Origin of the sequence: Paenibacillus puerhi, from assembly GCF_009846885.1 — a bacterium.
GTDB lineage: Bacteria > Bacillota > Bacilli > Paenibacillales > NBRC-103111 > Paenibacillus_G > Paenibacillus_G puerhi.
Map to the genome: position 1 here is coordinate 1 of NZ_WUWM01000076.1, position 2,985 is coordinate 2,985.

Sequence of the window (2,985 nt, forward strand, 5' to 3'; positions counted from 1 at the left end):
CCTGGTTAAAGGAGCCGCCCGGGATAAGACATGCCTCTGATCGTATAGCCGAAGATCCGCTCCAGGTTCTTGCGGTCTTCCATCACCTCATGCACGAGCAATTCCTTCGGAATCCGGGCAATAGTCGGATGGGTTAGCGTATGGGCTGATGCTTCATGCCCTTCATATGTACGGCCAAGCTCCCCTTCCTCCAACCGGTCAAGCGTCCCCGTCAGACCTGAGTTAATATGGAAGGTTCCTTTAATTCCGTTGCGGTTAAAGATGTCAACCAGCCGCTTGTCGGCATTGCGTCCATCATCATAACTCATGGTCAACGCCTTGAACTTTCCTTGTGGATAACGCAACTGGATACTTTTCATCGTCACGCCTCCTCGTATAACGAAATCGCCGGGATAGGATTGCCTCCAGCCGCTGGAGCTCCGGTTCGCTTCAGGTATTCTGGCATGTGAAAATCGCTCAAACCGTTTTTCTTCAATTCCCACATTTACATCTTTATTGCAGCCTTGCCGGCAGTCTGATAATTTGAATAGTATCACTGACAACTTGGATCAGGAATGGAAAAAAAGAAGCGGGACTTGTGAATATCGCTCCTGCCTCCACCCAACCTTAAGGAGAAAGCGATCATGATGAAACGCACGATGAGTTGAACCAGCTTGCGCTGTGCATCCACTTCGTCCTCGACAAAATGACCTACCCCGAATGGGAAGATATCCGTAATCTGGTCAATGTGCATAGTCTGTACTGGATTCATGAGGGGGAAGGAACCTTCCGGACCAATAACGAACATAAGGTTGGAGCAGGCATGCTCGCCTATCTCGAACCCGGCTTGAAGTTGTCCATGTACGCGCTCCTCTGCGCATGACCATGGTGCTCTTCGATTGCGCAGAGATCGCATATGATGCCGTGTGGAAGAGCATTATGCCCATTGAAAAATTGGGGCTCCCCTTTCTGAATCGATACAGCCAGCCGCAAGCGGAAGAACTGGGAGCCTTATTCAGGGAAATTCAGGAGGGCTGGTCATCCGGTTTGCCCGCAGGTTTGCGGAACCAGCAAGCTTGCCGCTATCTGAATTTTACGGATTATCCCATTAAGGAAATCGCCAAGTTGTGCGGATACTACGAGGAATATCACTTCAGCAAGATGTTCAAGCAAATGAACGGCGTTCCCCCAAGCGCCTACCGAAGCATGCAAAGGCAGCCTACTTCACGGAAAAGCCTTGCACCTTCAAACGATTGATATTCGCAAATTCCGTGCTTTTATTGACGTCTGCATAGATTTCGATATCACGGATTTCTATCGTTTCCACGTCGGTGCAGACCATTGCCGTCTCAGCGTGCAATTTGATGTTCTCAAGGCAGATATCCTTTAGCCGGTGTTCAGGCAAACCTCTCATTTCGACTGCAATTTTGGCGCCTTTTCCCGTAATATGCTTGATCGTTATGTTTTTGAAATCGGAAGGTACAGCCGTTTTGGGAACTACCGTACTATAGGGATAGTACATATTGATTTGTACCGCCTCTTCCCTTACGTCGTTGATGTCTATATGTTCGAACCAGACATTTTCAACGAAGCCGCCCCGGCCGCGCATCGACTTCAGACGGATGCCCCGATCTCCTCCTCCAATTTTGCAATGCGAAGCGTAAATATTTCTGACTCCCCCGGACATGCCGCTGCCGATGACTAATCCGCCATGACCTTCCTTCATCTCGCAATTCCTGATCACAATATTCTCGCAAGGCTTGTTTACTCTCCAGCCGTCCTCATTCATGCCGGAGTTGATTGCGATGCAATCGTCGCCTGTTTCAAAATAGCTATCCTCGATTAGTACATTTTTGCATGAGTCGGGATTTAAGCCATCGGTATTCGGTCCGCAGCTGACAATATGAATGTTGCGTATAATCACGTTTTCGCAGTATACCGGATGTACCGTCCACTGAGGGCCGTCCTTTATCGATATCCCTTCTATTAATACATTTTTACAGTTGATAGGTTGGATAAAGGAAGGCCTTAAAGCATCTTCCTCCGTACCATAAATGCGATCCTGAACGGGAATTCCAAGACTCTCGGCATAGCACAGCCTGTTTGCCGCATCTTGCTGCAGCCTTTTCCAATGCCACCATGCCTCCCCATTCCCAATAAGCGTACCTTCTCCTGTTACTGCAATGTTTTCGCAATCTTTTGCATAGATAAGCGGGGAATAATTATAGCACTCCATCCCCTCCCACCTTGTAAAAACGACAGGAAGATAGTCGGCAAACCTATCGCTAAATCGAATCGTTGCCCCTTTTTCAAACTTCAAATGAATGTTGCTTCTCAAGTGAATCGGTCCCGACACCCACTCTCCTTGAGGCACAATTACCGTACCTCCTCCTTGCTCGGAGCATGCTTCAACGGCCCTTTGGATTACACGATAATCCGCATCCGGTTCCTGATCCCCGGTTAAATAGTCATCTACTTGAAACAGCTTATCCGGAAACGTTGGTGCGGCTATTTCATCCATTTCGAACGGTGTTCCATAAAAGTTATTGCCCATAACTATTCTTAGTACCATCCTTCATTAGAGATTTGCTTATTCTGCAAAACATGACCGCCGTTATCGTATCCCTCGTCGGTACTGAAATCAATGTCAAACCTCTGAGAGTCGTTGACTAAAGCTGCCAGCTTTTCGAGCAATATCGCTGTTTCAGTCTGCGCATGGCAGCAATCCTCCTACTTTATCTCAATCGCCAAGCATCAGACAAAGCACACCGTACTTCCGCTGGGAATCTCTGTAGTGATACTATCCATGCTAAGCCAGATGCTCATTGCTGTAGGATTATAGACAAAGTCACAGGCTGCTGAAAACTTCAGTTGACCAAACGCTTTGACATAATCGGCAATCTGAATGTTCGTGGCATACCAGATGTCCTCCCGGCCGCCTATGAGCTCACTAAACTGCTCAATCAGTTCCCAAGTTGTTGTCGTTATCGAATTCGTAGCTGTGAC

Annotated in this window: 3 protein-coding genes and 2 pseudogenes; 2 read left to right on the forward strand and 3 right to left on the reverse strand. The window is 47.9% G+C overall.

Features of this window, described 5'->3' with window-relative positions; all coding sequences use genetic code 11:
- Positions 1-20: 20 nt before the first annotated feature.
- Positions 21-359 (reverse strand): annotated as a pseudogene (locus tag GSF01_RS28970) (polysaccharide deacetylase family protein); the annotation flags it as partial.
- Between the two features lie 284 nt (positions 360-643).
- On the opposite strand from GSF01_RS28970, the gene GSF01_RS28975 reads away from it, so the two are divergent.
- Positions 644-862: a cupin domain-containing protein gene (locus GSF01_RS28975; protein WP_159888739.1), complete on the forward strand. Its 219-nt coding sequence runs from the start codon at positions 644-646 to the stop codon at positions 860-862.
- Positions 863-918: 56 nt separating this feature from the next.
- A complete protein-coding gene (locus tag GSF01_RS28980) occupies positions 919-1,236 on the forward strand; it encodes a helix-turn-helix domain-containing protein (RefSeq protein ID WP_159888740.1) in 318 nt (105 codons plus the stop codon).
- On the opposite strand, the gene GSF01_RS28985 is transcribed toward GSF01_RS28980, so the two are convergent.
- The gene (locus GSF01_RS28985; protein ID WP_159888741.1) at positions 1,199-2,299 is read right to left on the reverse strand and encodes a glycoside hydrolase family 28 protein; all 1,101 of its coding nucleotides are present in this window, start codon (positions 2,297-2,299) and stop codon (positions 1,199-1,201) included. The two genes, GSF01_RS28980 and GSF01_RS28985, sit on opposite strands and share 38 nt — an antisense overlap.
- Before the next feature lie 434 nt (positions 2,300-2,733).
- Positions 2,734-2,985 (reverse strand): annotated as a pseudogene (locus GSF01_RS29995) (hypothetical protein); the annotation flags it as partial.